Source organism: Shewanella sp. WE21 (assembly GCF_002966515.1).
Taxonomy (GTDB): Bacteria; Pseudomonadota; Gammaproteobacteria; order Enterobacterales; family Shewanellaceae; genus Shewanella; species Shewanella oncorhynchi.
Map to the genome: position 1 here is coordinate 4,828,128 of NZ_CP023019.1, position 26,291 is coordinate 4,854,418.

A 26,291-nucleotide genomic window follows, 5' to 3' on the forward strand; every position below is an offset into this window, starting at 1 on the left:
TTCAACTCCTTGTAATAAATATTTTTATTTTTCTCTCACCACACAAAACTGAATTTGAAACAACTGTTCAAGTCCAGGATAGATCTCGTTAATCACCCGACGAAGCTCAGAGAGTGACATATTTTCCTGCTTGGCATGTTGATCTGACAGATCAGAAAATAAAATAGGCACGACATCAATAATATGGATATCACAAAACCAGCGGTCGGTTTCGAAGGTTGAAACGGGAAGTGTTTGACCTGCAATCACATGGGATTCCGTTTCATCACGCAGCGTAATGGTTTTAGTGCCACTTAATATATCGTGCTCAAAACGCTCAAAAAAAGTGATTTTAGTTAATAACACACATCTTCCTCGGCTCAGGATATGAGCAATAAAATAACAGTAGAGTCAATTTTTCAAACTCATAATACTAGGCAATATAATGGCTTTTGATCCACACTGACAGCCTACACCGCAGCATTTGTAGTGTGAAAGACTAACAGCGCCGTTTGAGTCAAATGGTTATGCTAACGCCATATAGCAAAACTAGTTCCCAAAGAGTAGCCGTTGTTTTCGACAAAATTCAGCAAAACATGGTCAGTTCGCTCAGATTGAGTTAGAATCCCGCCTCAATTGAGCCCTTGGCCTCATATTCCTGCGCGTAGCGGGTGCGAAACGAAATTAGAGACGTCATGAACAAGAAACAAAAGATCATCAAGAAAATAGCTAAACGCGCTAAGGCCAGACTGAATAAAGTCGACCCAGTGACTATCGGCTCACCTGCAAAATCAGGTTACATCTCTAAGGCTGATCGCGCAAAAATGGCGGCATCAGAAGCCGCGACTGAACAAGTCGAAGGCCAACAAGACACGCCAAGTATTGAAGAATAAGCAGTAACGAAGAATAAGAAGCTCAGCAGAATAGTCTTTTAGCAGCGTATTTTGGCATTGTTAGCTTAACTAAATGAAGTGCAAACGCCGTTTCAAACAAAATGCCACAAGCAATCTTGTGGCATTTTGTTTTTCAGCATTCCTATCATTAGCAGCTTTCTGACTGCTCCTCATTATTAAGAGCTCATTTTTATCTGCGTTCTTGCCCACAGCTTCTACACGGCACAGCTAAGCCACATAACGTCAATTAGGCTTTTTCCCCTCGTCTAAATAGGGTAATACGGGCTCATTCTCTTGCTCCTCCGTTAATTGCGCCATCTGCACGCAAGAGGATGAAAGCGGATTGGTCGCACTCGGTAAGTTCTGTGCAACACAATTAGCGATTTCCTCTTCCTCACTCAGTACGACATTGCGGGGGATAGCATTTGCAACATCAAGATTAGGCGCGGCTGAAAACTGTGCCTGCGCCGCCACTTTATCCACTAAACGATAGGCAACCCACACACCTAATGTACCAAACAAAATAGACCCTAAAATTTGCCCAATCAATACGCCGTAAACCCCGCCCCAAAGCGCACCCAAATACACAAAGGGCACAGTGCCTAAAGTGGCTTTACCTACGTTAAATAGCGTGGAATATTTGGCCTTGCCAAGATTATTAAAGGACGCATTCGCCACGAATAAAATCCCAGAAAAGATAAAGAATACCGCAATATAACTGCAGAAAAAGTGAATAAGATCAGCGCTGTCGCCCTTCATATCAAACACACTGACCAAATGTGACTTAAGCATAAACAGCAGCAAAGACATTACCAGCACATACACAGTACAAAACTGAATCGCCCGCGTTAAACTCTCACGTACTCGGTCAAACTGACCTGCACCAAAGTTTTGCCCAACAATAGGTCCAATCGCGCCGGACAGTGCAAAGATCATCCCAAAAGCCACAGGGATTAAACGCCCTAATACTGCCCAGCCTGCCACATAAGCGTCACCGAAATCAGCGATCGCTCGGGTCACAAAGGCATTTCCGATGGGAGTTGCCACATTGGTTAACATCGCAGGGCCTGCAATGGCAAAGATGGGCTTAAGATCGGCGACAAAATGTGCCTTATCAAAATGGCCTAACAACTTATGCTTAACCACCACACCGCGAGCGGCAATCACAAATACCGCCACCCGCGCTAAAACGGATGCCAATGCAGCGCCTTCAATCCCCATGGCGAACATGAAGATAAAAATCGGATCGAGTACCGCATTAACGCCGCCCCCCGCTAAGGTCGACATCATAGATAACTTTGCATCACCCACAGCGCGCAAAGCTCCGCCGAGCGCCATTGCAAGACAGATAAAAGGCAAGGAAGGCACGAGAATATACAAATAGCTCGCAGCAAGCTCTGCCGTATGACCATTCGCGCCCACTAAGGCAACTAGCTCAGGAATGAAGATGGTGACCACAGCCGCCACCAGCACACTGATCAGTGTCGTCACAACCGCGCTATTGAGTAATAAGCGCTTTGCCAACACCACCTCTTTTGCGCCAATCGAGCGAGACACTAAAGCCCCTAATGCAATCGATAAACCAATTCCAATCGATGTGGTAAAAAACGAAATACTCCCCGCATAGCCCACAGCCGCGGCGAGTTCATGCTCTCCCAATAGGCTCAGGAAAAAGATATCCAGTAAATCCACGACAAATAAGGCAGAAATCCCTACCGCGGCGGTCGAACTCATCACTAAGATATGGCGTAATATGGGGCCTTCAACAAACTTGGCTTGCGTCATACGTGTCTTTTACCTACAAAAATAAAAAGTGTTCGCCGAAGTCATCAGGAAACGCCTTTATCAACGGGCACATCTAGTCTATCTAACTCACATCCACAACGACTACAATACATGGCATCAATATCATGACCTGTCTTATGGCATTGATTACACGAGCGTAAATCTCGATGACGCCCCACTTCTTGGGATATCTCGGCGGTTAAAATCCCCGTTGGGATTGCAATAATCGAGTAACCAATCAGCATAGTAAAAGCCGCAATCGCCTGACCTAATCCGGTTTTCGGGGTAATGTCGCCGTAACCGACTGTAGTAATAGTCACAATTGTCCAGTACACAGATTTAGGGATTGAACTGAAACCATTATCAGGCCCTTCAACCACATACATTACTGAACTCAGTACCATAACGATCAAACTGACCGAGAAGAAAAACAAAAAAACCTTACGACTCGACTGCATCATCGCCCTAAGTAGAACATTTCCTTCACTCAAATAACGCAGTAATTTGAGTACGCGGAAAATCCTAAACAGCCTAAGTATCCGGATAACTAAGGTAAAGTTAGCGCCAGGGATCAGCAACGCCAGATAACTTGGCAATACCGATAACAAATCCACTAAACCATAAAAGCTGCGAGCATATAACACAGGATGAGTCGCGCAGTACAAACGTAGGCCATATTCAATCGTAAAAATAATGGTGAATACCCATTCCAACACAGAAATAAGCTGGCCGTATTCACGATGGAATATCTCTACTGTGTCGAGGAACACTAAGCCGACACTCAACACAATACACACCATGAGGGCGATATCAAAATAGCGGCCAGCGGGAGTATCAGTGCCAAAAATAATGGTACGTAATTGACGTTTTAACGGACTTTCGGATTCGATATTCTCAGACATACAAACTTTTACTTCCTTGCAACAAACTGACTAACACAGGGATTACAGCATAAATATGCCACGAGTCTGCCATGCAATTGCACCTAGCTCAAAATTATCTACTCACAGTAGGATAAAATTGCGGTATGATGCCGAAAAAAGCCAACAACCTGTGTTTATTTTCGAGGACTTCATGCGCGCCACCCTACTTTCCACATTGACATCTCTCACTGTGACTATCGCGGCTCTCGTTTCACCCGAATTACATGCCTCTGGCATGGGTAAAGTGGATCTGGTGGTGATCACTAAATCCGAATCCAGTATGGCTTTATTGCGCGATGGCAAAGTGCTCAAACAATATCGTATCGCCATGGGTGACCTACCCGCTGGACACAAATTAAAGGAAGGCGATCAACGCACACCACAGGGGCGTTATACCCTAGATTATAAAAAGCCAGATAGTGCTTATTATAAATCGATCCATATTTCCTATCCTAATGAAGAGGATAAACTCAGAGCCAAAGCCTTGGGCATTAGACCCGGAGGCATGATCATGATCCACGGCCAAAACCCTAAGTCGTCACTGCCACCAGAACAAGCCCAGCAATACAACTGGACTGACGGCTGTATCGCGATTACCAACGCCGAAATGGATGAAGTGTGGAAAGTAGTCGATGAAGGAACGCCAATTGAGATTTGGCCTTAATCTTAGCCAATATCCAGATGGCAAAATGCCAAATAGATAATTGAACGATATCAAACACGCCCAGCTTAATGGGCGTTTTTATTTAACCATTAAAAGCATGATGTTAGTTGTAATATTCTCAGTCATTTACTTAAGGGATAAAAACTAACGCCAATAGAAATGCCTTGGAGTATTTATGCCTAAATTCAACGAGCCTGTTGCGCCGCACAGTACAAACCTCAGCTATGAGCAATTAATCCAATACTGGCCAGCCTTCGAAGCACAAATTTTAGCCTTGCTTGAAACCTTAGACTTAGCAGATAAAGCACTGGTTTGCGACCATGTCGCGCTGCGAGTCAATTCCATCGCCAGTGCCGATGCCCTGCGCGACGCCTTTAGCCGCATAGGTAAAATCATTTCAGACAACATCATCAATGGCCGTACGATTCTGATCATCGAGCTAGACACGCCACTCACACTCGGTCAATTTAGCATTGCCTGCGTCGAGCTTCCCTATCCTAGTGATAAAGTTTATCCACAGGAAGGCTGGGAGCACATAGAATTAGTTATTGATTCTAAAGCCAAAGATTTCGATACCTTGAGCCAAGATTTACTGGTCTTATGTCCAACACTCCGCCCTTTACTCAACCAAGAACTGAGTCCATTGCCGCAATCTGAGCAGACAGCTGAATCAGAGCACTCAAGATTACCAGACTTACCATCCCTTGCTGAGATTAAGGTCAAGATGAGCTCGCCCAAAGGCGATAAAGAACGTTTAGCCAATCCAACTATCGCCTTTAAACGCGGCAATATATGCATTAAAGTGCATCCCCATGGCATAAAAGCGGTCATCGCGAGCGAACAAGTATCTGAATGTTAAGTCAGACTTAAACTCAGGCAGATAAAACTGAGCTTAGATTTTCATTGGCACTTGCCTTAGCTAAAACCTACGACAGCAACTGAGTTAACATCTGAGTTGATGACAATTTAATCAGATTTAATATTCTCGTTATTTTTAGGTCAGTTTTTTGGTAGTTTTGTCAAAAATCGCCAAAATTAAATCTAAAAAACAGCATATTTAGCGTAACTTAGGACATATAACTCGCAGATGCCATCAGGCACAAATTATCGTGTCCAGTAGATGGATGCTATGTGCAAACAGAGGATCGCCAATGAAGCCACACAAGAACGAAGCACAAATATTGAAGTTCGCCATGGAAATCGGCGTGGGCTATGCCAAAAAACGCGGATATGCAGACTTTGACAAAGGCATCTCACCCAAAGACAAAGTGGAATGCATTTACCGTTTATTGGTCACTGACAACTTGATTCAGCCACTGGCCAAAGATAAAGAAGATGGGCCAAACATGAAACACAAACTGATTTTATGGATCACCCGCCAGTTGCCTGCTGATCATCCACTGTTGAAATAATCTTTTTAGACGACTCGGTTAAAAATGATTATTGGCAAGCGGACATTTGAAGCTAGCCTAGAAAGAAGCCAACTCGCTAAGTGTTCACGATAAGGATCACCATTAAATGGCGCATCATTGCGCCATTTAAGTGAGCCAGAACTGGATATCAAACCTAGCCCTTTTTGGCCGCTTTGTTAGCTTTCTCATTCGCTAGCACTGTTGCCATTGGCGGCACTATGGTCGTAGGGTCGAGGCGCATTTGATACCAGTTCACTCGCCAATCTAAGTGTGGACCATTTGCACGGCCTGTTGCGCCCACCTCTGCCACGGCTTGGCCTTGCTTAACCGCTTCACCCGCGTTGACGTACAGCTTACTCAAGTGCAAAAAACTCGAACTCACCCCATAACCATGGTCGATCACCATAGTCCCGCCCGAATAAAACATGTCAGGCACAGAAAGACTAATAACACCATCGGCGGGGGCGACCACTACAGTGCCGGTTTTCGCCGCCACATCCACCCCAAAGTGTGGATTACCGGGTACATCGTTATAAATACGCTGGCTACCGTAAACACCAGAAATACGCCCCGTCAGAGGCCAAATAAACGCCTGTAAAAATGCAGTTTGCTCGCTAAATGTTACCCGCGCCGCTTTCACCTGCGCCGTGTCTTTCGCCGCTCTTTCCTGCGCGACAGGATCGGGCTTCATAATCTTCGAGCTAATGCCCTTTACACTTTGAATATCGTACTCTCGCTTGGTTAAGGTTAAAGGCTTAACCTCAGTCAAACCATCGGGATAAACCAAGGTTAGCTGCTGGCTCAGTTCACCGTCGCGATCAAAACCAAAGGTAAAATGGCCGTCAGGCGTGACCTTGATGGCTTCACCATTTAAGCTAATCTGAGTGCCCGCTGGCGCTTGACCCCGCATTAATGCGCCTTGCTCTAACTTACCCTGTAAACTCACCTCAGCTTGTACCTGAGGCGCAATGAGCACTAGGCCCAAAGTGAATAATGCCGATAAGCAGCGCACTGGATTTGAACTTAGGGGGGCTCCACCGTGAGATAAAAATTGCGATACTTTATTTCCCAACATCTTATTATTTTCCAGCATCTTAGTTTCCAATATCCTAGTTTCCAACATCTTCAAAAAATCCTTATCGAGGGGCAATAGGGATCAAGACCCACTAAATACATTCATCGCGACACAAAACGCAGCCAAATTCAATCAATGCCACGTTAACCTAACGCACCATAAAAATCGATTCTGCAAACCCACATCCCTGTCGTAATTTCAGTTCAGCCTATGATAAAAACAAACAAAAAAGCCCCGATAATCTACCGAGGCCTATTAAATCCGTGATTAAAAGGTGAATAGTTTAAGTCCATTCACTTATATCAGCTCGTAGTGCCTATCCCTTAACGACGATCGCACCCTTGCCAACACCTTCAAACGCCACCACTTTAAACTGACTTCCTGGCACTTTAGCGACTAATGTCGTGGCAATATAATCGGCTAACAACTCAACCGTCGTGTCGTGGGGAATTAAATCACAGCATTCCTTTGGCATTGCCAATTGGAAATCCCCTTGGGGCGCTTGGTAATGAAAGCCATAGTGGCTGTCATCGGTTATCCGCGTTTGCGGCGAAAGATTAAGGGTCTTAACTGAAACCAAGTCTTCTTCACTGCCTAAATAAATATCATGCCAACGTTTGGCCCAATACTCATCCCACTTAGCTGCTGGGCTGCCATTTTCATAAACGTGAATAGGACTACGATGCCCATGGGCGATACGCTGACAATTACCATCGTGTTTACGTAAACCATGGCTGTAATGGTAATAAGGCGTATCGAGGATTTCGTGTCTCAAGGTGAGCGTGATCCCTTCGACATTCTTAGGTAAAGCTTCGCGCAATGCTTTCTGTAAAAAGGCATTCACGCTGGGAATATCAATCTCTTCGGTCGGCACTAAGGCAAAGGCTTGTGAAGGACAGGCCAAATGAATTTCACCTAACTGACTATCAAAATCCATCCATACTCTATCGCCCTGCTGTTGCCATCGCACACTGCTGCAGGCCGTAGGCACTAATAAACGATGATCGGCCACCGCATCTATGGTTTGCTTGATCGTGCGTTTGACTTTAGCAAAATCGAGTACCATGTTTTGCTCGTCTAATCCGCCTTCTAGCAGAACATCAACAATCCAACTCTCCCCCACCATGCCGCGCTTTGGGCACAAATAGGAAAAATCGATCACAGTTAAATCTTTGACAAACAATTGCATTAACGCTCCTCGGCAGAAAAACAGTCCACCTATATAATTTTATAGCACCGCTTGGCGATGGCCGAGCATGCTAACTTGAGGCACTCAACACGAGTTAACTCAACATGAATGGAGATTCTAATCAATTCCGTCTGTTGTCGCGACAAATGAATCCACTCGGCCCAATATTTTGTATCAGATGTGTGTATCAGGTTTTCGAAAATCCAGCAATTCAACTCATTGCAACCATCAGGTACCGATAGGCAGAAAGCAACAATGCATCGACCTTGTCGATTAACAGATAAAGCCTTAACAGAAATACCACTCAACCTAGCAAAATAACAACGTAAAAACAGCGAATTAGATCGCAAAAGCTTAATCCGCAACAACGATAGACCCAATCGAAACAAAGCATTATCACTCAGCATTATTAACCGCTAGCATCCCTGTTAAACCATACAAAAACCAAGGTTATATAGGGAGAAATAAGATGACCAAACTTACATCTATCGCAATCTTCATCGCAGGTATGTTAGCCAGTACCCATGCTATCAGTGCAGAACCCATCGAAGTCATTACAGCAGCCAAGATCACTGAGCCTGAAAAAGTTGAATTAGGTAAAATGCTGTTCTTCGAACCCAGACTGTCTAAATCTGGCTTTATCTCTTGTAACTCTTGCCATAATTTATCCACTGGTGGTGTCGATGCACTGCCAACGTCTATTGGTCACCATTGGCAGGAAGGCCCAATTAACTCACCCACAGTGCTTAATGCCGACTTTATGCTGGCTCAATTTTGGGATGGTCGTGCCAGTGATTTGAAAGAACAAGCCGCGGGCCCTATCGCCAACCCGAAAGAGATGGGCTTTACCCATGAACTCGCAACTGAAACTATCGCCTCTATGCCCGCCTACCGAGCGCACTTCGCCAAGGTCTATGGCGATGAAAAAGTCACAATTGACCGTTTAACCGATGCGATTGCCACCTTTGAAAAAACCTTAGTCACCCCTAATAGCCCCTTCGATCAATATCTTCTGGGCAAGCAAGAGGCCATCAGCGCGAATGCCAAAGCGGGTTACCAACTCTTCAAGGATAAAGGTTGCGTGAGTTGCCATAACGGCCCCGCTGTCGGTGGAACCATGTATATGAAAATGGGACTCATCAAACCGTTCCACACCAATAACCCAGCAGAAGGTCGTAAGGGGGTCACTGGTAAAGAAGCGGATAAATATGTGTTTAAAGTGCCGACACTACGCAATATTGAACTCACCTACCCCTACTTCCATGATGGCAGCGTCTGGACCTTGGAAGAAGCGGTGAATACCATGGCAGACATTCAATTAGGGCAAAAACTCTCTGACCAAGAAGTGAAAGAAATGGTCGCCTTCCTTGAGTCCTTAACGGGCGATCAGCCGCAAATCACGCTACCTATTTTGCCACCATCGAATAAAGATACGCCACGTCCAGTGCCATTTAGCTCCAATAATTAACATAGGCAACGAGTCACTGACTAAGAAGTACTCACTTAGCTGTACTCACTTAAGCATAGACACTAAGTCAGCGCGACTTAGTTAGCAAAAAGGCCGAGAGTAAAAACTTTCGGCCTTTAGTTATTCGTTCGCTTAAAAAACGATGGATGAATTAAGTACTATTCGCCTTTAAGGCGACGATCAAGCTGATCTTTTAAGTTTGCTGGCACACCTTTGATTAAAATAGTGTCCGAGATGGGATCGTAAATCACCCGTTGGCCTAAGTGGCCGCCATCAAAACTTAACGTTACGCCGCCACCCGTACCAGAAAACTTCTTCAATTGGCGCAGGGTTGATTTGTCGGCCGGAAACTCTTCATCAAGATCATAACTGCCGCCACGGGCAAAATCATAGAAGGAGTCCATACCTTGATCGGCTAACTCATCGGCCAAGTCTTTGATCTCAATGTCAGCGCCTTCATCGAAACGCTCACTGCAATATTCAAACACTTTATTACGGCACTGCTGACGCTCGTCTTTCGTCAACTCACTGCTGGCAACAAAATCTTCAACCGCATTCATTAAGGTTTTGTTTTGCGCCTTAGTGTTAACGCCTTCGACGCAGCCCATAAAGTCGAGGAAAAAGTCGGCGACTTTGCGTCCCGCACGGCCACGGATAAAGGAAATGTATTTACGCGAGTCTTTATCGGCTTGCCACTCAGTTAAATCGATACGTGCCGCGAGTTGGATGTTATTTAAATCCAAATGGTTATTTTGCGACAGTTCCATATCGTCTAATACTGTCATTGACGACTTAGCACTTAATAAAGCCACAAACAAATAATCGCTGGTGATGCTGGTATAGCAAGACATCAACAGGAAACCGCCTTGACTGAAGTCGTACTTTGACAATTCTTCTTGCAGTAATTTACTGGCTTGACCGGAAAACTCCACAAACCCTAAATCGCCGCCACGGTATTGAGTTAGCGCATTGGCAAAGGCGGGATTAGCCTCACCGTCGTCACCATGGATACCAAAATAGCCAAAACCTTTACCGGCCTTTCCCGTATATGTCTGATGCAACTCGTCGAGCATCACCTCGACCGCCTGACCGTTCAGCAGAGGTTGAGGACGTAAACGGCAGCGTAATTGCCCCTGACTGTCCTGAGAAATCTCGTGAATAATTGCGTGTTCGATGTTAATACTCATAAGCCCTGATAGTGATACTGGGATAAATCCGCTATTATATGCCGCTAATCCATTCCAAAGTGAAACATTTTTTGATTATGGCAATCCAATCGAAATACTCAAACACCCAAGTTGAATCATTAATCGCCGAAATATTGGCTGTGTTAGAAAAGCATAAAGCACCGACTGACCTGAGCCTGATGGCATTGGGTAACTGCGTGACTAACCTGCTAGAACGTAAAGTGCCCAGCGAATCGCGCCAAGCCGTGGCCGAACAATTTGCAAAAGCACTCGCACAATCGGTTAAATCCCAGTAAGTTAACTGGGTAATAATCATCAAAAGAATATAAGATACAAGGCCTTTTAGGAATAAGCGGATCACTATGGTCGAGCGAAAAAAGCAAATGAGCCGCGATCGGGTTTCCCGGCTCATCAACTGGGGGCATTGGTTCGCCTTCTTCAATGGCTTATTAGCCATGATAGTCGGAAGCCGATATCTTGGCAGCGTGGGTTATCCAGAAACTTGGTATGGCTGGTTTTATCTGAGCGTCAGCACTATTGGTCAGTTTAGCTTTCTCGCCTTTATCGCATATTTGATCTGCCTATTTCCACTAACCTTGATATTGCCCTATTCAAAGATATTAAGAGGTGTCGCGGCGGTGATCGCGACCCTAAGTCTTTGTATCTTATTGTACGATACCATTGTTTACGCCGATTACGGCATGCACTTGAGCCCCTTCGCCTTCGATTTAGCTTGGGCGGATCTCAATGCCCTGCTCCGTGGTACTTCTTATATCGTCACACCACTGGCCATCATCGCCATTGAACTGACCATGGCGAACTTTTTGTGGAAACGCATAGAGAAGATCCAAAAACTCAATTTAGGCAATAAAGTTATCACCCTAGTGTGTATCTGTTTTATCAGCAGCCACTTGATCCACATTTGGGCCGATGCCGCCGATATCACCGAAATTACCCGTTTCGACGATACTTATCCTTTATCTTATCCCGCGACTGCTCGCTCCTTTATGGAAAGTCACGGTATCGATGGTTCATACCAAGGCGATGACGTCAATCACAATACCAGTGTACTCAGTTATCCAGAGCAGCCACTCACCTGCCAGGCCGACACGAAAATCAACGTGTTGATGATTACCATCGACAGTTTACGGGCGGATATGGTCGATGGCAAAAGCATGCCATTCCTACACCAATACACTGAAAATAATCAATCTTTTACCCAGCATTTCAGCGGCGGCAACCAATTTAGAACGGGCATGTTTTCGCTACTCTATGGCCTGCAAGGCAGTTATGGCGATGCGCGAATTTTTAATAGCACCAGTCCTTTACTGACCAGAAGCTTTCAACAAGCAGGCTATGAATTGGGGCTTTTCCTCCCTGAAACCAATCTCAATTTGCGTTCATCACAGGCGATGTTTAATGACTTTAATCCTGTCGTAGCCAAAGAAACCAATGGCAGTGCCGATGCCGATTTGCACACAGTGGCTAGTTTTAACGAGTGGCACAGCATCCAACATAAACCTTGGTTGGCGCTCGTTAACTTAAAAGCGCCAGAAAATTTTGATACTCCCGTGGGTTTTCTGGGTATCGAAACAGTGAAAGCCGATACCGACCTTATGCCAGCGCAAAAAGTACTGTTTAATCAATATCGCCAATCTCTGTATTTTGTCGATCAACAACTCAAGGCAATACTGGCCAATGTGTCCAACGACACCTTAGTGATTATCACTGGGGTCAGTGGCAAAATGTTCACCAGCAATAGTGATGAAGCTAATCGCAACCTGTCACCACAGAGTGTCAAAGTGCCATTAGTGATCCACTGGCCGAATACGGGTGCTTCTAAGGTCAAATACCGCACCAGCCATTACGGCATTGCGCCGACTTTAATGACCCACGTGCTAGGTTGCACCAATAACACGACAGATTACAGCGCTGGCCGCAGCCTATTACAACCAGACAAAGAAACGTGGATCTATATAGGTGATAGCCGTATTTTTGCTATCTATCAAGAAGCAGAAGTGACAGTGATTGACCGCCACGGTAAATATCGTATTTACGATGAAAACTATGAACATAGGCTCAATAAGAAAATGAGCGCGCCTGAATTGATTGAAGTGATGCGTGAAGGTCGACGTTTCTATAACCACTGAGCTTCATCATCTTAGTTAAAAAAGCCCCATTCCCGCAGGATTGGGGCTTTTTTATTCTCTGGCGACTGGATGAATACGAAATGCACGAAGCTTGGATTTAACTGCGTGGGGGCTGCGTGGCCATTATCTTGAAGCTAGTCTCTTATGATGGACCTTACCTGCCACTAAAGCCAAAAGCCGCTATCTTTAGATAACGGCTTTTTAAGGCTTAGGCTTAAATCAACTCACTCTACAATCAATCGGCTTTAACCGTAGAGTAGCGTGCTAACCAATGGGCGTAGGAAGCGGGTAATACCCAAGATGGGCGCGCAATTTTCAAGGTTTGCGCTGCTTGATACGGCCAATGTGGATTCGCTAAAAACGCTTTACCTATCATCACTAAATCCATTTGCTCATCTTCAATGGCCGCATTGGCTTGATGTGGATCATCCATACCCCAAGAAGTCGCAACGGGGAACCCCACTTCTTGACGAACCCGCGCTGCAATAGGCGCCAAAAATGCAGGACTCCATGGAATATTTGCCGTTGGGGTCGAGAAGCAAATGCTGACGTTTAACATATCGAGCCCAGCTTGCTTAAATTGCTTCACCAAGGTTATCGATTCCGTCAGTGTTTCTTCATCTTTATGGTCGAATTCAATCACGCCAAATCGCGCCGTTAAGGGTAAATGCGATGGCCAAACGTCTCTTACAGCGGCAATGGTTTCTAACAAAAAGCGCCCCCGCCCTTCGGCACTGCCACCATATTGGTCGGTGCGTTGATTAGCATAGGTTGAAAAGAAACTTTGGGCTAAATAACCGTGGGCGAAATGCAGTTCTAACCATTCAAATCCTGCGGCTAAAGCACGCTTTGCTGCCGCCACAAAGTCGGCTTTAACCCGCTCAATGTCCTCAATCGTCATAGCGGTAGGCACTTTAGGTAAGTTTGCGCCAAATGCGACAGCTGATGGTGCAATCGGTTGCCAACCTCGCGCGTCATTATCGGCAATATGGTCATCCCCTTCCCACGGGATATTGGCACTCGCTTTACGGCCTGCATGACCAATCTGAATGCCTGCAACAGCACCCGCATTTTTAATCGCACTAGCCACTTTTGCTAAGCCTTGTGCTTGTTCGTCATTCCATAACCCAAGGCATTTTGGGGTAATACGTCCTTCAGGAGAAACCGCTGTGGCTTCAACCACAACAAGACCCGCTCCGCCACGGGCAAGGCTAGTATAATGTACCTGATGCCAGTCGTTGATGAGTCCATCAGTGGCTTGGTATTGGCACATGGGTGCAACGGCAATACGGTTTTTGAGGGTAATGTCTTTAAGTTTGAAGGATGAAAATAGATCGGCCATGGTGTTTCCTGTGTCTATTAAGATCAAAAGGTATTTGAGTACTGAATGACGACAGACTAGTCTTATCGTGCCATAATTAAAAGCACATACAGATTATAGATTTGATAAATTTTACTTATGATAAATCCACAGTGGTTACACACCTTTAGCGTGCTAGTCGAGAAAGGCAATTTCACCCGCACCGCCGAAGCCATAGGTATCACCCAAGCAGCTGTGAGTCAGCATATCAGTCGCTTAGAAGAAACCTACGGCACACTGTTTTTACGCCGCACCCGCCAGCTTGAAATCACTCCCATAGGGGAAAACCTGCTGACCTACGTTAAAGAAGTTGAATGCGCGCAAAAACGCCTACAACAGAAACTTATCCATGATGACGCCAATGCCGGTGATATTAGCCTTATCACTCCAGGTAGCATTGGTTTAACGCTTTTTCCATTATTAATCGAATTACAACAAGCCTTTCCGGCGTTAAGCATTCGCCACCGTTTTGCCCCTGACAGTGAGATAGTGGCCTCAGTGTTGGCCAATGAACATGAAATCGGCATGGTAACCTTAAAACCTTCCGATCCTCGTATTCACAGCACACATTTTACCGAAGAGCCGCTTGAACTTGTGGTACCGGCGAGCCATAAACAACATGAATGGACTGATTTACAACGACTAGGGTTTATCTCCCATCCCGATGGTGAGGCTATGGCGACTCGGCTGCTTAGCCGTAAATATCCAACTCACCCCGGCATTCAAGAGATCCCCTGCAAGGGATTTACCAACCAAATCAGCCTCATTCTCGAACCTGTCGCAAAAGGGCTAGGATTTACGGTTATACCGCAATACGCCCGCAAAGCCTTTGAACGACAAGAAGATATCTATGTTGTGGAATGTGGCAGCCAAGTTGTAGACACTATTTGGCTTATCCACCGCGCGGAATGGCCCTTGTCACGCAGAGCCCAAAAAGCGATTACATTTTTAAAGGGGAAAATATAAAACCCCATTAAAAAATGGGGCTCGACACACACGTTGCCACACAGGAATAGTCAGCGTTAGCAACGGATACATAAGGCTCAGAGGCTATTGATTGATATCCAATTCATTATGGATCAATACCACACACTGAGAAGCAAACAACATCTTAGGCCCTAGGCTGATCTTTTGCGCGCCGAGTCGTTTCAAGGTATTAAAACTTTTCTTCGGCATAGGAATATGATCGGTCAGCAAAAAGCACGGATTCCCCACAAACTCTTGCTCACGGATTGACGTGCCCTTCTTATCCATCATAAACAATTGATAATCCACCGCGAGGTCCTGTACCAGCTTTTCAAAACTGATAGTGCTAACACTGATGCCCTCGTCAACAACACGGGTTTGCTCCTTCGTCATGCCCCGAGAAATATCTAAGGCTTTGGCAATTTTAGTGAGCAAAGCTTGCTCGTGAAAACCACCAATATGGCAAATATTTCGAGTATCGAAGCAGATAGTGCGGGAAAAATCATGGGTACTTTCTAGCACCAAATAAACGACAACATCGTTTCGATGGGACTGAGCCACAAAGATAGTGTTCATCAGGGTATGAGCTAAAATCTCGGTATGCGCCTCTTGGCCGACAGAAGCCAAAAACAACTGACTGTCAGTAGGTGCTGATCTTGCTCGTAAAACAAACGCGCGCATAGGTAAATGTCCTACTCAATAATGTCTTAAATGCTAAATGGCGGATGCATATAATTTGTGAAATTGACGATTTCGCCTTGAAAATTTTTGCCTTTTGCTGTGCCAAAGCCAGCCTAATCACTCGAACTTGAACCTTAGTCGCAAGCAGCGTTAGTCATATCGGCAGCGAAAAGGTATAAAAAACAAAACCCGTATAGCAATGCTAACACTGGGTTTTGTTTTACTTAACTGCTGGTTATTTTAATGATTAAAACAAACTAACAAAAAGCATCTAATTTGATCGGTCTGAGAGGATTCGAACCTCAGACCCCTGACACTCTATAACAGTGAATCGCTTAATTATAACCTGCTAAATTTAAACATAAATTATGTGATTTTGCACGTTTTAATTACCTCGAAAATTTATGTACAGTTACACGCAAATGCGATATCAAGGCTACAAGTACAACAAATTGAGCGTATTCAAACAAAATAACATCCCATTAGTTGTAATCAATATCGAATAACAACCAATGGGATCTAGAGAATATCTACAATCCCTGCATTTTCCCGATTCAGCAATGTGCTCTGGCGTGGTGACCATACGTGCAGGAATCACTAAGCACATCACCGTTCATATAGATAATTCCAGTATCAGGATGTAGTTAAGGGGAGCCTTAACTTGCCTTAACAGGCCAAGACAGAACGAATATTGTTCCTCCACGACCCGATGGCTGGCAGACCACGTGGCCGCCGTGAGCTTCAGCAATTGTTTTAACCACTACGAGGCCGAGCCCACTGCCACCACTTTTTCGAGAGCGAGACGGATCGACTCGGCGAAATGCCTCGAATATGTAGCTTGCTGCTGACTGTTACAGATTACGCTAGCCTCGTGACGGTCTAAGTCGATTTGGAACGGGCCGACGCGCAACATTTGGGTATTTATGGGCGTGTCTGTGCGGGCGCGTGGCAGTACCGCCAGTCCCTAGCCACCACCTCGGCCTATCGGCAAAAATGCTATCCTCATCGTCGAGTTCGCCCGCCAACTGCATGCCGAGGGCCATACGCTGATAGACGCTGCAGTGACTGCTGCACGCCTGCGTCTACGGCCAATTCTGATGACGTCACTGGCATTTACTCTCGGAGTGGTACCTTAATGCTTGCGAGCGGCGCCAGCGCCGAAACTCAGCATGCTATCGGTACTGGCGTATTCGGTGGCATGCTCAGTGGCACCTTGTTGGCAATATTCTTCGTACCGGCGTTTTTTGTCTTTGTCATCGGCACACAAGAGCGCTTGAGTGCCTGGCTTGCGCGGCATAATACTGCCAAATAGCCTCACCCGCTTTGATGCTCTGTAGGAAAGTCTACCAATACAATCCTATTGAGCATTAAAGCTGATCAATATATGTGTAATAATTTTAAACGCTGGAAATGTAGGTTCAGTGATAGTAATCGTTACTGCGTATCCGGCTTAAGGTTCCGACGTTCAAATCTGTAACTGGTTCTCTAAGAAGTGGTGCGATGCTGGACTCGCCTACAGTGTATTATTCGATTCATGGAAAGAGTAAGTACATTTCGCCAATATTCCCGCGCTATCTAAAAAGATGAAGCCATCGAAAAGTGAGCAAAATCCATCGAATCTAATGCTGCCGACAAATAAAAAAGAGAGACTACATTAGCCTCTCAAAAATAGCAGGGGAGTACTTTAACTCAAGCAATAATTTTATTGCTAATATTTACGATGAATAAAACTTGAGATGTTGTGAGAGACAATAACGAGTCTCTCACTGATTTAGCGTTACTTTGTATTTAGAGCATGTTTGGCAGCATTTGTCCCTGCGATTTTACCGAAAATTACAGTATCAGCGACAGCGTTACCACCCAGTCGATTATACCCATGAACACCACCAGTCACCTCTCCCGCCGCAAATAAACCTTTGAGCGGTTGGCTTTGTATATCGAGTACTTCAGCTTTAGTGTCAATGGCAACTCCCCCCATAGTATGATGGATGCCAGGAGCAACTTTTACGGCATAATAAGGAGATTTTTCTATTGATAGCGGCATCTGCTCACGGTTAAATGCCTCATCTTTACCCTGTTTGAAATAATGGTTGTAGTTTGTGATAGTTTTGTCTAAAACACTTGGAGTCATTCCTGTTATTTTTGCAAGCTCTGCAACAGTATTGGCCTTTTCAAGCATTTCTAAATGATCATACCCCTGAACCATTTTAGCTTTTTTATATAATTCATTATCAAATACTAGCCAAGCATATTGTTCAGGCTGTTTTAGAATGGCATCGGAGGCTTTATCTCGAGTGGTTAATTCATTGATAAAGCGATCGCCTTCTTTATTAACCATTATGGCCCCGACACCTCGAACCGTTTCTGAAATTAATATACGGCTATCTTTTCCTACTGTTGGATGTGTCTGGATCCAATCAATATCAGTCATACTTGCACCGACTGCTTTAGCAAGTTCAATACCATCCCCAGTTGAAGTGATATTATTTGAACTTGTCATGCCTTTAAATGTAGGGCGATAAAAAGCAATCATTTCTTTATTAAACCCATAACCACCGGTGGCTAAAACAACCGACTTAGCTGCAACCATATAGTGACCAGAGTGTTTACCGTGGATGACAACACCCACAATTTTTTGTTCATCATCAACAACCAGTTTAACAACTTTGGAGTTGAGTCTTGTATCAACCCCTTCTTTATCCGATGCTTTTCTTAGTACATCAATAATATGTGGACCAACACTTAAACCACCAGATGGACGATGTGTTCTATCGACTCTAGCGCCGCCAGAGCGTTTTAAATCATCCATATTGGCGCCTAAAGATTCTAACCATTTAATGCCATCAGCCGATTGCTCCGCTAATATTTGTACCAATTTAGGGTCGTTAGCATATCGACCGCCTTTCATTGTATCTTCGACATACCATTCGATTTTATCATCGACTTTATGATCTTTTTGCTGAACTGTACCCACAGCATTATACCCGCCTGCGGCGAGCATAGAGTTACCACCACTAAATGGTGCTTTATCAAGCAATATAACGTTAGCCCCCGCCTTTTTAGCTGCAATCGCAGCATTAAACCCAGCACTACCGGCTCCAACAACAATCACATCCGTTGTTTCTTTAGGACCTGCAGCTATCGCTTTATTTATTGCTTCATTATCCCAACCTTTGTCCCACGGTTCTTTAGATTTTGCTTTATTAAAAGGCATGTCGAGCCCTTTAAATGAATGACATTCATTACAATATAACTTTGGTTGTTCATGTCCTTTATGACAAGACGTACAATTAATATCACCTAAGTGTGAAGAATGTGGGTCAATTTCTAGTTTAGGATTTGCTAGTTTCCCATAATCACCATGGCAGGATTTACATTGTTTATTTTCAAATGTCTCGCTATCGCTCACTTTATTAGGTGCTGTATGGCAGGTTTTACAACCATTAACATCTTTATGGAATGATGCTAAATCATTTTTATTATCAGCCGCCCATGATGACGCAGTTAAAATCGAACAGACAATAATACTCAAGTATTTTATCTTCATGCAATTCTCCAGTTTTTATTTTGGTAAGATTTGGCGTGATGATAGTTTCTTAATTTTTTTAAATAGTGACATAGAGCAATAAATTGAAATCATTAAATATAACTTAACACACTTTAAGTTATGCTTAACTCGATGTTTTTGTTGATTAGATGTGATCTAAAGCGGAGATGTGTTTGCTTAAATCTCTAATATGGCATTGCTTTTACATTCTAAAAAGGTGATGTCGATGAAAAATGCTAAATATATTGGTTTTAGTTTTATTTTAATTTGTTCAACTCCAGCTTTATCTGAGCCACTAGATTTTTATGGAAGACTGTGGCTTGGTGTGGCCAACTCAAGTAATGGTCTTTCTGGTAACGAAAAAGTTGATGGATTTTCCCTTGAAAATTATGCATCGTATTTAGGCGTTAAAGGTGAGTATAGTGTATATGATAATTTTAGCTTGTTATATAAATTTGAAGCTGGGATAGAAAGCTTTGATAACGATGACTCTAATATTTTCAAACCGAGGAACTCTTACTTAGGTTTTAAAACTAACTATGGTTCGGCTGTTTTCGGAAGAAATGATACCGTTTTTAAAAGTGCTGAAGGTAAAGTAGATTTATTTAATATTACCTCAAGCGATATGAATATGATCATTGCAGGTAACGATAGATTAGGCGATTCGGTAACATTAAATAGCGCTAAGGTCGCAGGTGTTACTATGGGTATCAGTTATGTTTTTGATAAGGATTTTAATCAAAAAAATCCAGAACTTTCTGATAAACAAAACAATTATGCAATTAGCTTGTCCCTAGGCGATGCAGCACTTAAAAAGAATAGTCACTATATTTCAATAGCCTATGCTGATGGATTGAACCAGTTAGAGGCAACAAGACTGGTGGGTGGTGTTGCTATTTCATCCGTAAAATTGGGGGCTATGTACCAGCACTCTGAGTCAAGTATTTATGATGATATTAAAGGTAACTCCTATCTGTTAAGTATGATTGTTCCTATTAATAAATATGATATAAAATTTCAATATTTAAAAGATGATGCTGGGCTGGGTAAAGTGACAAAAAATGCCGGAGCAGATCTAAAAACACTAAAAGAGAGTGATGCAAGTCAATATTCTGTAGGCGTTGATTTTAAGGCTCAAAAGGATTTGACTTTTGGGGTAGGTATTTCCTATTTTGATGGTGATTATACTGACGCCAAAGGACATACTGAGTTTGATGATACTCTCATTTTTGTATCTACAAGATATCTATTTTAACCTCTATAGATAAAGCGGCTAAATAGCCGCTTTATAAAAATCAGATATTTATCATGTTAATTATTTATCATTTTAAACTATTATACTGCTAGTATAACTGATTTTTCCCTCGCGGAGCACAAGATGCGGATAACATTAAGACAATTGATGATCTTTAAAGCCATACATTCTGAGAGGCAGATCTCAAAAGCGGCAAAAGTGCTTCATATGTCAACGCCAGCTGTAAGTATGGCACTTAAAGAATTAGAAGGGTCTTTAGGCTGTAGATTATTTGAGCGAGTAGCGGGAGGTTTGGTTGTAAATGCGCATGGAGAAATAATATTACCTTATGCTAATGAAATGCTATCCAAGGGAAAAGAGTTAGAAAATATATTTTCATTCCCTGAACATGGCATTAAGGGGACGTTAACCATTGGGAGCAGTAAGACTGCTGGTAACTATGTATTATCTAGAAAAATTCCATTATTTAAGAACCAATATCCCGATGTAAAAATAAAACTAGTCATTGATAATAGTTTAGTTATTGAAAAAATGGTTTCAGAAAAAGAACTAGACTTAGGCTTTATTGATGCTAAACCCGCGAGTAAAAATCTCATTTGTGAGCATTGGTTACAAGATAATCTTTGCATTGTGAGTGGCGTAACTCATCCTGCTGCGAATGGTTTAAATACAAAATCTTGGCTTAGTGAACAATTGTGGATATTCGACCATGAATCATCGTTCTCTCGAATTCGTGCAATTCAGCTATTAAAAAGCTTAAATATTCACGTTCGTGATGAAATCTGCATGTCAACCATTGGCTCTATTAAAAGGGCAATTGGAACAGGTATAGGTTTGAGTGTATTACCCCTATTAGCGATTGACGCTGAATTAGCAAGAAAAGACCTTATTTTATTACCTGTGGATGGATGGGATTATAAACGAACTTATTGGTCAATTCAGCGTGAAGGAGAAGAATTATCTGCATTAAGCATGAGTTTCCTAGCCTTTAGTAAGCTACTGTAGAATATAATATATGTATACCAGCTATTCTTACTAGGTGAATTAAATTGATATCATCAGATCTTGGAATAGGATTTTTTTTAGTCTTTTTACTATGTGGTTTATTTTATACACACACATCCTCTATTACACTTTTTAAGCAATTTTATCGTATTTTTCCACTGATGCTAATGTGCTACACCTTACCTGCCATCTTTAGCTCGCTAAATATAATTGATGCGAGCAATAGTCAGCTTAGCGAAATGGCCAAAACACACTTAATGCCCGGTTGTTTATTTTTGTTGATTTTAGGTACCGATTTCTTTGCTCTCAGTTTAGTGGGAAAAAAACTTCTCGGTATGTACGTGCTAGGTGCTGTGAGCATCTGTATTGGTGGTCCATTAAGCCTATGGTTAGGCTCTATATTTTTTCCGAACGAACTCGTCTGGCAGGGAGATAATGCTGCTTGGAAAGGCATGTCAACACTGATGGCAAACTGGCTTGGCGGAACCGCCAATCAATTGGCTGTAAAAGAAATCCACAGTGTCGGTGATGCCGTATTTGCGGTAATGATGGCAATTAATATTCTTTTTTCCGGTATATGGATGGTTATATTACTTTTCATTGCAGAACGCCAAGATAAAATCGATGATTTCCTGAAAGCTGATAAACGCTATAGACCGATATTTTGCACTGACATCAAACGTAAAGTGATAGGAAAACAAAAAAGCTATTATTGGATTCTGATATTGAGCTTGACTTTTTTCATTGTAATTCTCTTTAGTGAAAAATTATCATCCTTCCTTGCAACAAGAATCGCTAATAGTTTCCCACACTTATTTAAATACAATCTTACTTCTGATTTTTTTTGGTCAGTATTAATTGCAACTTTTTTAGGATTATTATTTTCATTAACAAATGCAAGATATGTGTTAGTCAAGGAAACTCAGCAGATAGCTCTTTTTTTAATCTATATCATGATAATGTTGATGGGGTTGAACTTTGATATTAGCGCATTGAGCGCCGCGCCCTATTACGTTTGTATCGCTCTTATTTGGTTCTCTATACACATTATTATCTTATTTATTTTTACTGTATTTTTTCGATTACCCATCATGTACTTCGCGATCGCGAGTCAGTGTAATATTGGTGGTGCGGCTTCTGCACCAGTTATCGCCAGTGCTTTTCACCCAAGGCTGGCTTCCGCTGCTTTATTGATGGCAGTTTGGGGTTATACTTGGGCTTCTTTGTTGGCGTGGTATTTTGGTTTTTTAATGCAGTTTATTCAACCATAAGACGGGAACAAAAAGTGTGTCCAACTAATTTTTTGCTCCCAATAAATGCCACTCCTGAATCTTCAAAGCATTACCCAAAGCTTTCAGAAAATTTCTATTTAACTATACAACTTATCCATTACCCCCCCAATCAATCAAACCTCGGGGTGATTCAACACTGGGATAAAGTCGCAGCTACGCGCAGCCTGCCCATATTTGTTATGTTTTTCATGATTCAAACTGGGACACTTTACCATTACATATACCTAAGTCTTTTGGCATGCTTAAAAAGAACTTTAAAATCGCATAAAAATAAAAAAGCCTTCAAACAATTAAGTTTGCAGGCATTTTAACTCTTATAAAAAGAGGAATTTGGTCGGTATGAGAGGATTCGAACCTCCGCCCCTGACACCCCATGACAGTGAATCGATAAATCATAACCAACTGAATCTAAACATAAATTATGTGATTTTTCACGTTTTAATTACCCTAATAATTTATGTGCATTTACATGCAAATGCGAAATGTGCAGCCTGTGTATTCAATAGCTTACACTGTATTTGACCGTATAATTTGCACTATTTTTAGCACTAGTAAATCTAATCTGTTTTTTTAAATGAATATTTCATGCTGGAAATATGAACAGCGAACGAATTATTTGCAAGCATACCTAGCCTGATGACTTTATTCAGGCCAACCTCTCACCAACTTTATCTAAGAACATAATAAAGTTTGATCAAAAATTAGATTGCTATGAAGAGCCGCAACACACTAGTTTGATAAATTATCCGTAAAAGAAACCATTCTTCTGAGTTGAATTTGGGCACAAGTATAAAACCTACTGAAACAGAGCTTTGTTGATTTCAATCACCGTTACCCCCAACACCATTTGTACAAGACAGCGCACTACATGCAGCGCAACTCATATGATCACGATAATGTTGGTCGAAGAACTTAATCGTTCTGGCCTCTAAAGAATCATATAATTCTGGGGTTAAGGGCATTTTCCACTTATATTGCCCCATCAATTTAGCCAAATGTCGGTAACAGGTTTCGCGACGATTAGAAAGGTATTCTGGCGCGATAAGCTGGCTCTCAAATTGAGTTAACGCCCCGGTTAAATAAAAGGTGATGCCCTGTACTAACTCCTTTACCTGTAATGGTGTCGCCTCTAATTCCCCTTTTTCTACTGCTAGATTGAGCGAGTCAGTAAACCAGCCCCAGAACGCATTAATGCGCTTTTTAAAGCGTTCGACTTTTTCATCACTAGCAAGTTGCCATACCATGGTATTAACAGAAACAGAACGTAACGTTGCAAAGCTTTTGCTGCGTTTTATCGTTTCAAAGGTAAATAGAATTGGCAACAATACTCGTTCTTTAGCCGTTAATTCAGGATTTTTATTAATAAAAATTGGCAAGTGATTAGAGGTTGCACTTCTTAGGAACAGACAAACTAAAACGTCTTCTTTACGTTCAAAAAATTTGTACAAGGTGCCAGTAGAACAACCGACTTCTTTGGCCAGTTGAGAAAACTTAAAAGAGACGATGCCTTGCGACTCAATCAACAGCTCAGCTGCATCCAGTATTTGATTGCACCTTAAAATAGATAGTGTGTCAGAAGGACATTTCATGCACTAAACCCAAATAAAACGCTAAGTAAGCGTGAATTATGCGTTGTTAACTTATGCCTGTTATAGGGTAAGGATGACTAATCGGGATAAAGCTCACGCAAGTGAGCATTTTATTTATGTTCTTTGTGAGTTACCTCAAGCATACATTGCAACAACAAGTTTTTTTCATAGATTAAAATCCCTTCACTTACATTTTTGTTGCAAAAAACATTCATTTTCAAAAAAGATTATTCTAGACATAACTCACGAATAAGTTTGCCACTCCAAAAAAGCCGTGACTTAGTTCACCTTTAGCCTGCCCCATAGCCTCTATCTTGCTTGCATACTGAAGTAGAGGGTGAACAACATGCATAATAGAAGAAACTTTTTAAAACTGGGTGCAGGTGCAGCTATTGGCGGTATTGCAGCCGCACTGCCAAGTGCAGCATCAGCTAACGAGTGCGCATCAAACATAAAATGGGATGAAACACGCGATGTTATCGTCGTGGGTTCAGGTTTCGCGGGTTTATCTGCTTCACTCAATTCTAAACGCCAAGGTCTTGGTTCCGTACTTGTACTGGAGAAAATGCAAGTCATTGGCGGTAACTCTGCGATTAATGGCGGTTGGCTAGCCATTCCCAAAAACCCAATCCAATTAGCCCAAGGCATTCAAGATGATTCGCCAGAGGAACTGGTTAAAGATCAGATCATTTCTGGCCGCGGTATGCAAAATACTGACATGTTGCGCCAAATGGCTAATCGCGCACTGGATGCCTATGACATGTGTATTAATGCAGGGGTAAAGTTTCGCGAAGGATTTAACCAGCAAGTGGGTGGCCATAATAAAGCACGAGCGATTCGTACCCAACACGGTGTGGGCGGCGATATCACCACTAAACTTTATGAAGTGGGTAAAAAAGAAGGAGTTGAATATCGTCTGCAACACTATGTTGAAGATTTCATCATGGATGGTCAGGAAATTATCGGCCTCAAAGTTCGCCAAAATTATCGTTTCCCCGATCTCAAAACCGGCAAAACAATCTATATCAAAGCTAACAAGGCCGTTATCCTTGCCCACGGTGGTTTTTCTCGAAATTTAAAACTGCGTGAGCTGGTTGATCCATCGCTTGATAAGACACTCGATTGCACCAATGCGCTAGGAGCGACTGGAGAAGTCACCCTTACAGCCATGGCACACGGTGCACTGCCTATACATATGAGCTTTATTCAAACTGGCCACTGGGGTTCGCCTGATGAAGGCGGCTTCGGTTGGTCAAATGCGTTACTGTCGATTGGTTTCCATAAGGGCATTTCCGTCAATGTTCTTGATGGTAAACGGTTTATGAATGAACGTGCCGACAGAAAAACCTGCTCTGACGCCATAATGAAAAACCGTAATGCAGATGGTTCCCCCGCTTATCCTGTCGTGTTTTTTAATCATGATGACCATGTTGGCGATGAACGCGTCACCCGTGCCGTGCGTGACCAAATTGCCTGGAAAGTCGATAGCCTAGAGCAATTAGCTAAGCAGTTTAATATCCCACTAAATGAGTTAAAACAAACCGTTACTGAGTACAACCAACAAGTACCTAAAGGTGTTGATCCACTCTTTGGCCGCATGATGGATACGGCTGTACAGCTGAAACCTCCCTTTATTGTCTCGCGGATCTGGCCAAAAGTGCATTACTGCATGGGAGGATTAAAAACCGATTTAGGTGCCCGTGTTATGCACAGTCAATCGTTAACGACAATTAAGAAACTGTATGCAGTTGGTGAAGCGACCGGTGGTACACATGGTGGAACACGTTTAAGTTCAACGGCATGCCTAGAGTGCTTGACGATGGGAATTATCGTATCTGAAACCATCAAATCTGACATGCAGGCTTAAATAT

General features: G+C 43.0%; 23 protein-coding genes and 1 pseudogene. 13 read left to right on the forward strand and 11 right to left on the reverse strand.

The window, feature by feature from the left end:
- Positions 1-24: 24 nt before the first annotated feature.
- A complete protein-coding gene (yqfB, locus tag CKQ84_RS21525) occupies positions 25-345 on the reverse strand; it encodes a N(4)-acetylcytidine aminohydrolase (RefSeq protein WP_028759694.1) in 321 nt (106 codons plus the stop codon).
- Positions 346-674: 329 nt separating this feature from the next.
- Here yqfB and CKQ84_RS21530 point away from each other — a divergent pair, with 329 nt between their 5' ends.
- Positions 675-872, forward strand: a complete 198-nt coding sequence (locus tag CKQ84_RS21530; RefSeq protein ID WP_028759693.1) for a DUF2986 domain-containing protein — start codon at positions 675-677, stop codon at positions 870-872.
- Positions 873-1,115: 243 nt separating this feature from the next.
- On the opposite strand, the gene CKQ84_RS21535 is transcribed toward CKQ84_RS21530, so the two are convergent.
- Entirely contained in the window at positions 1,116-2,657 is a 1,542-nt protein-coding gene (locus tag CKQ84_RS21535) for an MATE family efflux transporter (protein WP_105252701.1), read from the reverse strand.
- 44 nt (positions 2,658-2,701) lie between these two features.
- Complete coding sequence (locus CKQ84_RS21540) at positions 2,702-3,559, reverse strand: ion transporter (protein WP_105252702.1); 858 nt, start codon at positions 3,557-3,559, stop codon at positions 2,702-2,704.
- Between the two features lie 172 nt (positions 3,560-3,731).
- Here CKQ84_RS21540 and CKQ84_RS21545 point away from each other — a divergent pair, with 172 nt between their 5' ends.
- The 3 genes from CKQ84_RS21545 to CKQ84_RS21555 all read left to right on the forward strand — a co-directional run bounded on the left by CKQ84_RS21545 (position 3,732) and on the right by CKQ84_RS21555 (position 5,656).
- Positions 3,732-4,244: a murein L,D-transpeptidase family protein gene (locus tag CKQ84_RS21545; RefSeq protein ID WP_028759690.1), complete on the forward strand. Its 513-nt coding sequence runs from the start codon at positions 3,732-3,734 to the stop codon at positions 4,242-4,244.
- Between the two features lie 175 nt (positions 4,245-4,419).
- Positions 4,420-5,103 carry a VOC family protein gene (locus tag CKQ84_RS21550; RefSeq protein ID WP_105252703.1) on the forward strand — a complete coding sequence of 228 codons (684 nt, stop codon included), beginning with the start codon at positions 4,420-4,422 and terminating at the stop codon, positions 5,101-5,103.
- Between the two features lie 292 nt (positions 5,104-5,395).
- Positions 5,396-5,656: a DUF5062 family protein gene (locus CKQ84_RS21555; protein WP_006081993.1), complete on the forward strand. Its 261-nt coding sequence runs from the start codon at positions 5,396-5,398 to the stop codon at positions 5,654-5,656.
- A 154-nt stretch (positions 5,657-5,810) separates the two neighbouring features.
- Here the strand turns inward: CKQ84_RS21555 and CKQ84_RS21560 are convergent, their stop codons facing one another.
- Positions 5,811-6,731 (reverse strand): M23 family metallopeptidase, encoded by a 921-nt coding sequence (locus tag CKQ84_RS21560; RefSeq protein WP_105253133.1) that lies wholly within the window; start codon positions 6,729-6,731, stop codon positions 5,811-5,813.
- Positions 6,732-7,047: 316 nt separating this feature from the next.
- A complete protein-coding gene (locus CKQ84_RS21565; RefSeq protein WP_105252704.1) occupies positions 7,048-7,920 on the reverse strand; it encodes a 6-carboxytetrahydropterin synthase in 873 nt (290 codons plus the stop codon).
- 469 nt (positions 7,921-8,389) lie between these two features.
- Here CKQ84_RS21565 and CKQ84_RS21570 point away from each other — a divergent pair, with 469 nt between their 5' ends.
- Entirely contained in the window at positions 8,390-9,388 is a 999-nt protein-coding gene (locus CKQ84_RS21570; RefSeq protein ID WP_105252705.1) for a cytochrome-c peroxidase, read from the forward strand.
- Positions 9,389-9,546: 158 nt separating this feature from the next.
- On the opposite strand, the gene yejK is transcribed toward CKQ84_RS21570, so the two are convergent.
- Positions 9,547-10,575, reverse strand: a complete 1,029-nt coding sequence (gene yejK / locus CKQ84_RS21575; RefSeq protein WP_006081997.1) for a nucleoid-associated protein YejK — start codon at positions 10,573-10,575, stop codon at positions 9,547-9,549.
- A gap of 77 nt (positions 10,576-10,652) precedes the next feature.
- On the opposite strand from yejK, the gene CKQ84_RS21580 reads away from it, so the two are divergent.
- Positions 10,653-10,871 (forward strand): YejL family protein, encoded by a 219-nt coding sequence (locus CKQ84_RS21580; RefSeq protein ID WP_011847036.1) that lies wholly within the window; start codon positions 10,653-10,655, stop codon positions 10,869-10,871.
- Positions 10,872-10,937: 66 nt separating this feature from the next.
- Positions 10,938-12,725: a DUF3413 domain-containing protein gene (locus CKQ84_RS21585; RefSeq protein ID WP_105252706.1), complete on the forward strand. Its 1,788-nt coding sequence runs from the start codon at positions 10,938-10,940 to the stop codon at positions 12,723-12,725.
- 235 nt (positions 12,726-12,960) lie between these two features.
- Here CKQ84_RS21585 and CKQ84_RS21590 read toward each other — a convergent pair whose 3' ends face one another.
- Positions 12,961-14,067 carry an NADH:flavin oxidoreductase/NADH oxidase gene (locus CKQ84_RS21590; protein WP_105252707.1) on the reverse strand — a complete coding sequence of 369 codons (1,107 nt, stop codon included), beginning with the start codon at positions 14,065-14,067 and terminating at the stop codon, positions 12,961-12,963.
- A gap of 117 nt (positions 14,068-14,184) precedes the next feature.
- Between CKQ84_RS21590 and CKQ84_RS21595 the strand changes: the two genes are divergently transcribed.
- Positions 14,185-15,051 (forward strand): LysR family transcriptional regulator, encoded by an 867-nt coding sequence (locus CKQ84_RS21595; RefSeq protein ID WP_028759683.1) that lies wholly within the window; start codon positions 14,185-14,187, stop codon positions 15,049-15,051.
- Positions 15,052-15,135: 84 nt separating this feature from the next.
- Here the strand turns inward: CKQ84_RS21595 and trmY are convergent, their stop codons facing one another.
- Both trmY and CKQ84_RS21605 read right to left on the reverse strand, forming a co-directional pair.
- A complete protein-coding gene (gene trmY, locus CKQ84_RS21600) occupies positions 15,136-15,732 on the reverse strand; it encodes a tRNA (pseudouridine(54)-N(1))-methyltransferase TrmY (RefSeq protein WP_028759682.1) in 597 nt (198 codons plus the stop codon).
- A 656-nt stretch (positions 15,733-16,388) separates the two neighbouring features.
- Positions 16,389-16,565, reverse strand: coding sequence for an ATP-binding protein (locus CKQ84_RS21605; protein WP_301553936.1), 177 nt, complete (start codon positions 16,563-16,565; stop codon positions 16,389-16,391).
- Positions 16,566-16,721: 156 nt separating this feature from the next.
- Between CKQ84_RS21605 and CKQ84_RS21615 the strand changes: the two are divergent.
- Positions 16,722-17,044, forward strand: a pseudogene (locus CKQ84_RS21615) (efflux RND transporter permease subunit); the annotation flags it as partial.
- Between the two features lie 465 nt (positions 17,045-17,509).
- Here the strand turns inward: CKQ84_RS21615 and CKQ84_RS21620 are convergent.
- Entirely contained in the window at positions 17,510-19,279 is a 1,770-nt protein-coding gene (locus CKQ84_RS21620; RefSeq protein ID WP_105252708.1) for a flavocytochrome c, read from the reverse strand.
- A 226-nt stretch (positions 19,280-19,505) separates the two neighbouring features.
- Here CKQ84_RS21620 and CKQ84_RS21625 point away from each other — a divergent pair, with 226 nt between their 5' ends.
- The 3 genes from CKQ84_RS21625 (at position 19,506) to CKQ84_RS21635 (ending at position 22,810) form a co-directional block, all read left to right on the forward strand.
- Positions 19,506-20,534, forward strand: a complete 1,029-nt coding sequence (locus tag CKQ84_RS21625; protein ID WP_105252709.1) for a porin — start codon at positions 19,506-19,508, stop codon at positions 20,532-20,534.
- A gap of 123 nt (positions 20,535-20,657) precedes the next feature.
- Positions 20,658-21,539, forward strand: a complete 882-nt coding sequence (locus CKQ84_RS21630) for a LysR family transcriptional regulator (RefSeq protein WP_105252710.1) — start codon at positions 20,658-20,660, stop codon at positions 21,537-21,539.
- A 44-nt stretch (positions 21,540-21,583) separates the two neighbouring features.
- Positions 21,584-22,810, forward strand: a complete 1,227-nt coding sequence (locus CKQ84_RS21635) for a DUF819 domain-containing protein (RefSeq protein WP_105252711.1) — start codon at positions 21,584-21,586, stop codon at positions 22,808-22,810.
- A gap of 842 nt (positions 22,811-23,652) precedes the next feature.
- Here CKQ84_RS21635 and CKQ84_RS21640 read toward each other — a convergent pair.
- Positions 23,653-24,420 carry a TetR/AcrR family transcriptional regulator gene (locus CKQ84_RS21640; protein WP_105252712.1) on the reverse strand — a complete coding sequence of 256 codons (768 nt, stop codon included), beginning with the start codon at positions 24,418-24,420 and terminating at the stop codon, positions 23,653-23,655.
- 346 nt (positions 24,421-24,766) lie between these two features.
- On the opposite strand from CKQ84_RS21640, the gene CKQ84_RS21645 reads away from it, so the two are divergent.
- Complete coding sequence (locus CKQ84_RS21645; RefSeq protein WP_105252713.1) at positions 24,767-26,287, forward strand: flavocytochrome c; 1,521 nt, start codon at positions 24,767-24,769, stop codon at positions 26,285-26,287.
- The last annotated feature ends 4 nt before the right edge of the window (positions 26,288-26,291 follow it).

Excerpts from the sequence above, each read along its gene's own strand:
- CKQ84_RS21620 (WP_105252708.1), bottom strand. The coding sequence starts at position 19,279 with ATGAAGATAAAATACTTGAGTATTATTGTCTGTTCGATTTTAACTGCG.
- CKQ84_RS21540 (WP_105252702.1), bottom strand. The coding sequence starts at position 3,559 with ATGTCTGAGAATATCGAATCCGAAAGTCCGTTAAAACGTCAATTACGT.
- CKQ84_RS21535 (WP_105252701.1), bottom strand. The coding sequence starts at position 2,657 with ATGACGCAAGCCAAGTTTGTTGAAGGCCCCATATTACGCCATATCTTA.
- CKQ84_RS21550 (WP_105252703.1), top strand. The coding sequence starts at position 4,420 with ATGCCTAAATTCAACGAGCCTGTTGCGCCGCACAGTACAAACCTCAGC.
- CKQ84_RS21560 (WP_105253133.1), bottom strand. The coding sequence starts at position 6,731 with ATGTTGGGAAATAAAGTATCGCAATTTTTATCTCACGGTGGAGCCCCC.
- yejK (WP_006081997.1), bottom strand. The coding sequence starts at position 10,575 with ATGAGTATTAACATCGAACACGCAATTATTCACGAGATTTCTCAGGAC.
- CKQ84_RS21585 (WP_105252706.1), top strand. The coding sequence starts at position 10,938 with ATGGTCGAGCGAAAAAAGCAAATGAGCCGCGATCGGGTTTCCCGGCTC.
- CKQ84_RS21570 (WP_105252705.1), top strand. The coding sequence starts at position 8,390 with ATGACCAAACTTACATCTATCGCAATCTTCATCGCAGGTATGTTAGCC.
- CKQ84_RS21580 (WP_011847036.1), top strand. The coding sequence starts at position 10,653 with ATGGCAATCCAATCGAAATACTCAAACACCCAAGTTGAATCATTAATC.
- CKQ84_RS21545 (WP_028759690.1), top strand. The coding sequence starts at position 3,732 with ATGCGCGCCACCCTACTTTCCACATTGACATCTCTCACTGTGACTATC.
- CKQ84_RS21645 (WP_105252713.1), top strand. The coding sequence starts at position 24,767 with ATGCATAATAGAAGAAACTTTTTAAAACTGGGTGCAGGTGCAGCTATT.
- CKQ84_RS21595 (WP_028759683.1), top strand. The coding sequence starts at position 14,185 with ATGATAAATCCACAGTGGTTACACACCTTTAGCGTGCTAGTCGAGAAA.
- CKQ84_RS21530 (WP_028759693.1), top strand. The coding sequence starts at position 675 with ATGAACAAGAAACAAAAGATCATCAAGAAAATAGCTAAACGCGCTAAG.
- CKQ84_RS21555 (WP_006081993.1), top strand. The coding sequence starts at position 5,396 with ATGAAGCCACACAAGAACGAAGCACAAATATTGAAGTTCGCCATGGAA.
- CKQ84_RS21590 (WP_105252707.1), bottom strand. The coding sequence starts at position 14,067 with ATGGCCGATCTATTTTCATCCTTCAAACTTAAAGACATTACCCTCAAA.
- CKQ84_RS21625 (WP_105252709.1), top strand. The coding sequence starts at position 19,506 with ATGAAAAATGCTAAATATATTGGTTTTAGTTTTATTTTAATTTGTTCA.
- trmY (WP_028759682.1), bottom strand. The coding sequence starts at position 15,732 with ATGCGCGCGTTTGTTTTACGAGCAAGATCAGCACCTACTGACAGTCAG.
- CKQ84_RS21640 (WP_105252712.1), bottom strand. The coding sequence starts at position 24,420 with ATGAAATGTCCTTCTGACACACTATCTATTTTAAGGTGCAATCAAATA.
- CKQ84_RS21630 (WP_105252710.1), top strand. The coding sequence starts at position 20,658 with ATGCGGATAACATTAAGACAATTGATGATCTTTAAAGCCATACATTCT.
- CKQ84_RS21565 (WP_105252704.1), bottom strand. The coding sequence starts at position 7,920 with ATGCAATTGTTTGTCAAAGATTTAACTGTGATCGATTTTTCCTATTTG.